At 56.0% G+C, this 6,538-nt stretch carries 7 protein-coding genes; 4 read left to right on the forward strand and 3 right to left on the reverse strand.

Annotated elements, in window-relative coordinates; genetic code table 11:
• Nucleotide 1: 1 nt before the first annotated feature.
• The 3 genes from ACESNB_RS07270 to ACESNB_RS07280 are packed head-to-tail and all read right to left on the reverse strand — an operon-like array spanning nucleotide 2 to nucleotide 3,014.
• Nucleotides 2-1,459, reverse strand: a complete 1,458-nt coding sequence (locus tag ACESNB_RS07270; RefSeq protein ID WP_373005800.1) for an MFS transporter — start codon at nucleotides 1,457-1,459, stop codon at nucleotides 2-4.
• A gap of 26 nt (nucleotides 1,460-1,485) precedes the next feature.
• The gene (locus ACESNB_RS07275) at nucleotides 1,486-2,709 is read right to left on the reverse strand and encodes an acyl-CoA dehydrogenase family protein (RefSeq protein WP_373005802.1); all 1,224 of its coding nucleotides are present in this window, start codon (nucleotides 2,707-2,709) and stop codon (nucleotides 1,486-1,488) included.
• Between the two features lie 14 nt (nucleotides 2,710-2,723).
• On the reverse strand, nucleotides 2,724-3,014 hold the full coding sequence (locus ACESNB_RS07280; RefSeq protein WP_373005804.1) for a putative quinol monooxygenase: 291 nt from the start codon (nucleotides 3,012-3,014) through the stop codon (nucleotides 2,724-2,726).
• Between the two features lie 247 nt (nucleotides 3,015-3,261).
• On the opposite strand from ACESNB_RS07280, the gene ACESNB_RS07285 reads away from it, so the two are divergent.
• The 4 genes from ACESNB_RS07285 to ACESNB_RS07300 all read left to right on the forward strand — a co-directional run.
• On the forward strand, nucleotides 3,262-4,281 hold the full coding sequence (locus ACESNB_RS07285; protein ID WP_373005806.1) for a glycosyltransferase family 2 protein: 1,020 nt from the start codon (nucleotides 3,262-3,264) through the stop codon (nucleotides 4,279-4,281).
• Nucleotides 4,282-4,288: 7 nt separating this feature from the next.
• Nucleotides 4,289-5,260, forward strand: a complete 972-nt coding sequence (locus ACESNB_RS07290) for a metallophosphoesterase family protein (protein ID WP_373005808.1) — start codon at nucleotides 4,289-4,291, stop codon at nucleotides 5,258-5,260.
• Nucleotides 5,261-5,317: 57 nt separating this feature from the next.
• Complete coding sequence (locus ACESNB_RS07295) at nucleotides 5,318-5,908, forward strand: polysaccharide biosynthesis/export family protein (RefSeq protein ID WP_373005810.1); 591 nt, start codon at nucleotides 5,318-5,320, stop codon at nucleotides 5,906-5,908.
• 348 nt (nucleotides 5,909-6,256) lie between these two features.
• Nucleotides 6,257-6,538, forward strand: a 282-nt coding sequence (locus ACESNB_RS07300; RefSeq protein WP_373005812.1) for a sugar transferase, incomplete at its 3' end; no start/stop codon positions are given.

Genomic DNA, 6,538 nt, shown 5'->3' on the forward strand with positions numbered 1-6,538 from the left:
ATCAGTCAGAATCTGCCCCCGCGGCATTCTGGCCCGCACGCTCAGCGAGCGCTCGCAAATTGGCCTCGTGGCCCTCGCGGCTGATCTTGTAGAATGAAACGCAAAGGATCATGAGCATCCAGATTGTCAGCACCGAAGCCGCATAGCCAATGCCAAGCAACTGGAGCTGCGAATCCGGCACCATACCCGGTCGCATTCCCGGCGTGATGGATGCCACGGAAAGAACGACGGCCGCAAGCATGACTCCAGACCCCTGGGCGAGCTTTCGTATGAAACTGATGCCAGCGAAGAAAATACCTTCTGAACGGCGCCCCGTCGCCAATTCACTATCCTCCACGATATCGGCGATCATGGAGCCCATCAGCATCTGTGTCGCGATAATCAGCGCCAGGTCGAAGATCGTGATGGAAATAACAATATTGAACAGCAGGTCTGTTCCATTCGGCGGCATCAGACCCAGAACTCGTGCCAAGACGGGCGCTGGCGCGATGGTAAAGGCGAGAACCCCAATGATGATCGCCCCGCGTTTCTTTCCGAGAGTCTTGCCGATGATTGGTGCAACGATCAGGGCTATTACAGCCGAGAAGTAGACGGCTACCGTGAGGAGGGCGGTCTGGTCAGTTGTGAAGCCCCAGAACAGTCCGTTGATGTACTGGTTAAGCGAAGCAGAAATGCCTGATGCCAACAAGCCGAACAAGGTTGCCAGGAATAGCGCCCTGAACGACGGATTGGACACCGTTTCAAGTATCTCTCCAAAAATCTTGCGGATGGTCAACTTGCGCTGTGGCGGCGGAGATTTCAGATGCGGGATATGACTATGCGTACCCGCGGTGGTGGCGAGCACGGCAAGGAAGATCACAACAGACGCCCAAAGTCCGTAAGTATGCCAACCGTCCGAGTTGAAAAAGCCTGACGGATCTGCTTCGGTCGGCCGCAAAAGCAGCGCCAGAAGCGCTATCTGAATGCTCAGTCCGCCAACCCAGCCAAAAAAGTAACGGTACGACATCAGCGATGTGCGCGCGTCGTAGTCGCTGGTCAGTTCGGCCGCCAAAGCATTTTGAGGCACTTCATAGACGGTGAATAGAAGCCGCACGGAGATCGTGAGCGCGACAAGCCACGGAAAGAGCTCGCTTCCCGTCAGCCCCGCCGGCGGATTCCATGCGAAATAATAGGCGATCGCAACCGGCAACATCGCAGCATACATGAACGGGTGCCGTCGCCCGAGCCTGGACCGGAAATTGTCAGACCAGTAACCCACGACCGGGTCAGAGACAGCGTCGACGACAAGCGCGATGAACAGCGCAGTCGCGACGTGTGCAGCCGGCACTCCCAGCACCTGACTGTAGAAGAACAGCAGGAAGTAATCGAAGCCGTTGTTCTTTACGCCATCAGCGATACCGCCGACGCCAAACGCGAGGCGCGTCAAAATGCTGGGCTTGCCCTGAGATCCTGTCGCCATGCTGTACCCTCTCTGGGTATCTTCAGTTACAGGCCAAGCACCATCTTCGCCATGATGTTGCGCTGGATCTCGTTGGAACCGGCATAGATCGACGTTTTGCGATAGTTGAAATAGCTCGGGGTCACCGGCACCGCATAGTCGGGCATTGGCAGGTCGGCATTCGCCCCCTGCCGTGCGATAGCGAGGCTGTCTTGCACGAACGGCGCCCCATAGGCGCCAACAGCTTCAACGAGCAGTTCCGTGATTTCCTGCTGCGTCTCTGATCCTTGGCATTTCAACATCGAACTTTCGGGTCCAACCGCCTGGCCAGCAGACAGCGAGGAAAATATCCTCTGCTCCGTCGCATCCATGCTGTCGATCTTCATCTCAAGTGCAGCAACCTTGCGCGCGAAGTCCGCGTCCCGGATCAGCGCGTCACCGTCAGTCTGTTCCGCGCTGGCAATCTTCTTTGCCTTCTTCAGCATGTTGCGCAGACCAGGCGCATAGGAATTTCCGCGTTCGAACTGGAGCAGGTACTTCGCGTAGGTCCAGCCTTCATTCTCTTTGCCGACCAGCGAGCCCTCAACGGGCACGCGAACGTCTTCAAAGAACACCTGATTGACTTCCTGTTGACCCTCGACCGGCATGTCGAGCGTCGGCAGTGCAGAGACGGAAATGCCAGGCAGCGTCATCGGGAAGATGATGAAGCTGATACCCTCCTGAGCCTTTACGCCCTTTTTCGTACGCACGAGGCAGAATATCCAATCGGCCCATTGCGCGTGCGTCGTCCAAATCTTGGAACCATTCAGAACGTAGTCGTCACCATCGCGCACAGCACTCATCTGGAGCGATGCGAGATCGGAACCCGAGCCCGGCTCCGAATAGCCCTGGCACCACCAAACGTCCGACGCCAGAATGGGCGGCAAGTGTCGCTTCTTCTGTTCTTCAGAACCAAATGCCATGATCACGGGCGCCACCATGGACAGGCCCATCGGGCTGACCGTGGGTGTGCCGGCAGCCGACAGTTCCATATTCAGGATGTATCGCTGTGACGGAGACAGGCCCGGGCCGCCCTGCTCGACCGGCCAGTTCGGAGCAACCCACCCCTTCTCGTGGAGTTTGCGTTGCCAGGCGACCTGGCCCTCCTTGTCGAGGTAACCATTTTTAGACATGGCCATCTTGGCGCGGAGATCGGGCGAATAGGCGCTTGCGATCCATGCACGCACCTCTTGCTGGAACGCGGCGTCCTCAACCGTAAATGACAAATCCATTTTTCAGCGCCCGCCTATTCGACGATATCGAAATATTGCACCTGCGGCGCGCCGGCGAGGCAGGCGCCGAGCTTCGGCCCAGCAGCCTTGAAATATTCGGTTTGGCCATGCGCTTTCAGATCATCAGACGTCGCATACTGCTCCATGAAGATGTAATCGGTATCAGAGCCCTTTTCCTTGTAGAGCTGATAGGTCAGGCAACCTGGTTCGTTGGCCTTCACCATGGCCATAAGGTCTTTTCCGGCCTGTTCGAAATCAGCCTGCTTGCCATCCTGGATCTTGAGCTTCGCTACAACACCGATCATTGATTCTCTCCCATAAATTTAAGTTGTTCTCGCCACACTATGGGCTTCCTTGCGCTGGGCAAGCTTGACCTAAGGGAGAGTGAGCAAAAAAGGACGACGCCGCCGACCGCAACATTCCAGTCGACAAGAAGGCTCGAACTGCGGCAGGCCCCTACCCCATTGATGCAGCGAATCTCGCCTGTTTGGTGCAAAATGGAACGAGACTTGCTGTTAGAGACTGTTAGGAACCAAACACACAGGTAATGCAGTGGACGCCAACGCCCAAACTCTTGACAAGGCTGTCGAAGCTCTCGACCCCGCCCGGGTGTTTGCGGTTATCCCTGCATTCAACGAAGCCCGGCACATCGAGTCCTGCATTCGCTCACTCATGACGGGCAATGAGTGGTTGCGCCGCGTTCCACTTGTTGTTGTTGATGGCGGCAGCACCGATGGCACGATTGAGATCGTCACATCGATGATGCAGGAGTTCCCCAATCTTCGCCTCGTGCACAATAGTAAAAAGCTCCAATCTGCCGCGATCAACCTCGCCGTAGCTGAATGCGCCGGAGAAAGTGCAAGATTCCTCGTAAGGTGCGATGCCCATTCCATTTTCCCGGCAGGCTTCATTAAGTCAGTCGCGTCTGCCCTCCTGAGAACGAAAGCCGCCTCGGTCGTGATCCCCATGGACGCTCGGGGCGAGACGTGCTTCGAAAGAGCCAACGCTTGGATCGTCGACACGCCGCTCGGCTCGGGCGGGTCAGCCCACCGCGGCGGAACGCGTTCGGGCTATGTCGACCACGGCCATCACGCAGGATTTGACCTATCGGTCTTCCGTTCTGTTGGCGGATACGATGAATCATTCTCCCATAATGAAGACGCTGAATATGACGAGCGAGTCATCCAGGCTGGGGGCCGCATCTTCCTGGATGCCACGATCCGCAAAATCTACATCCCTCGCGGCTCTGTCTCAGCACTCGCACGCCAATATTACAATTACGGGAAGGGCCGGGCGCGAACCGTATTCAAGCACGGCCAGAGGCCGAAGGTCCGTCAGGTGCTTCCCATATTCGCTTTGCTGGGCAGCCTCATCGGCCTGGTCGCCGCCCCCTTCTATCCGCCCGCAATTCTCTTGCCTGCCGGCTACCTCACAATCCTTGCCGCAGCCTCTGTCTTCATCGGCGTGGTCAAGAGGTCTGCCTGTGGCCTCCTGGCGGGTCTGGCATCAGGCACAATGCACATGAGCTGGGCCGCTGGATTCATCATCCAATCCGTTACGGGGCCTCGATAATTTCGCTATGCAAGAAATTGGTTTTTACTACAAAACGCTATACAGAGGGACTATTCAGAAAGCCGCCATGTCCAGATTGCCACAACTCTTGCAAAGGTCTTTCCTCGATCAGTTCGGGCGAATGACCCGTTCAGCAACGTCTCTACGCGCACGCATTCGCGCCCGAGTCGGGCAACCGAAAGATGACGCAGCCGTTGTTGCCACGCCTGAACGAAGCGAAGTCACCCGAGTCACGGCCGCCCCCGATGGCGAGTGCATCTATGCGATTGGCGACATTCACGGACGACACGATTTGCTCGAGCGCCTAATCGTCGAAATAGAAGCAGATGCAGCCAGCCTGCCCGCAGACACGCGCGTCACTATTGTCTTCCTGGGTGATTATATTGACCGTGGTCTGCAGTCGCGCGACGTGATTGAATTCTTCCTGAGCGACCGTCTAGACAAATTCGAGACCGTGTTCCTGATGGGCAACCACGAAGAGGCACTCTTGAAATTCCTTGATGACGAGTCATTCGGCAGCCAATGGGTGCGCTACGGCGGTGGTGAAACGTTATATTCTTATGGCTTTCAGCCACCCAACACGCGAGGCAGCCTGGGTTCGCATGAAGCCATGGCAGCAGCCCGTTCAGCCTGGACCAAGCTGTGGGGAGCCTTCCGCGAGCGCTTGCCGCAAGAGCATCTGGAATTTTATCGTTCGCTGAAGCCTTACCATTCCGCCGGCGATTACCTGTTCGTCCACGCGGGGCTGAGACCCGACACATCGATCGCAGAACAAAGCACGCGCGACATGCTCTGGATCCGAGATGAGTTCCTTGACGACACGAGGCAATTTTCGCATCTGATAGTCCATGGACACACCCCAGCCGAAGACGTTTTCCACGACAATCGTCGCATTGGGCTCGACACTGGCGCGTTTCTTAGCGGCAAGCTGTCTGCGGCGCGATTTATCGGCGAGGAAATAACCTTCCTGACCACGTGAGTGCGTCAGACTGAAACAGTTTGGCCGCGTTTCGTCGCCATCGCATGGAGATTTACTATGTCGCTATTTCGTTCAATCGTCCTCATGTCGGCGCTCGCCATGTTCGTGTTCGTTTCGGCCTGCCAGTCGGCCGGGCCGGTGACGCGGCAAGTCGCGGATCCGTCTACTCCCGCCCAAACCCAGTCGAATATTGCTTATACTTTGGGCACGGGCGACAAGTTGCGTATCAACGTGTTCGGTCAGCCTGAACTCTCTGGAGAATTCGTGGTCGACGGAACAGGTGCAATATCACTCCCATTGATCGGGCAAGTTACAGCCGTCGGCCTCAGTACCCAAGACCTTGAGACGACTATCGCAGCCAATCTTTCCAGCGGGTTTCTTCTCGAGCCCCGCGTGAGTGCCGAAGTGATCAACTACCGCCCGTTTTACATCCTCGGCGAAGTTGGTCGGCCTGGAGAATACCCGTTCAACTCCGGACTTACCGTATTGAATGCTGTAGCCGCTGCAGGAGGATTTACGTATCGCGCCAATAAGAAAGTGGTCTTCATCAAGAGCGCGAATGGCAATCAGGAAGTACCGTTCGCACTTGATACGAACACAGTCGTCAAACCTGGCGACACGCTTCGAATTGGCGAACGCATCTTTTAGCTTCCTAGCGAATCAGCTCATTTCACCCAGATTGCTTGGCGCCCGCGACGTTCGATACTGAACTTCGCGGGCGCAATCGAATAGTGCCCGCATTTTAGGCGGTCTGTCTCGTATCGATACACGAAATTTGGCAAAAAGCCGAATATGAATGAATATTTATACAATACTTCGCGCGACAGGTGAAAAGTTATTCCAAGAGTTAATTATTTGCTAAAATCACGGTATGAGGATTGCAAAGGTTGGGTCGAACGCAATAAGCGTTGATCCAAGATGCGGCAGTAAAATGGCGATTGGGTCGAGTGGACGCGGCTTGGTTTGCAATACCGCAAGAGAGTACAGGGGACCAGAATGGGCTTGAGATTGAGTAATTCGTCACGCCAGGCAGAAGCAACCGCCTATGCAGCGGCTCGGATGAGCCAGGCACTTGATCAAGACCACACCCCGTTCAAACGCCTGTTCGACATTATTGTCGCCGGCACAGCGCTGCTGTTTGTGGCCCCCTTGATCCTCATCGTTGCAATTGTCATTCGCATGAAAGACGGTGGGCGCGCCTTCTATTTCCAGCGGCGCTATGGACTGGACGGGGAAACCTTCAACTGCTTCAAACTTCGCTCGATGGTGCCAAATGCG

Origin of the sequence: Hyphomonas sp. (assembly GCF_041689225.1) — a bacterium.
GTDB lineage: Bacteria > Pseudomonadota > Alphaproteobacteria > Caulobacterales > Hyphomonadaceae > Hyphomonas.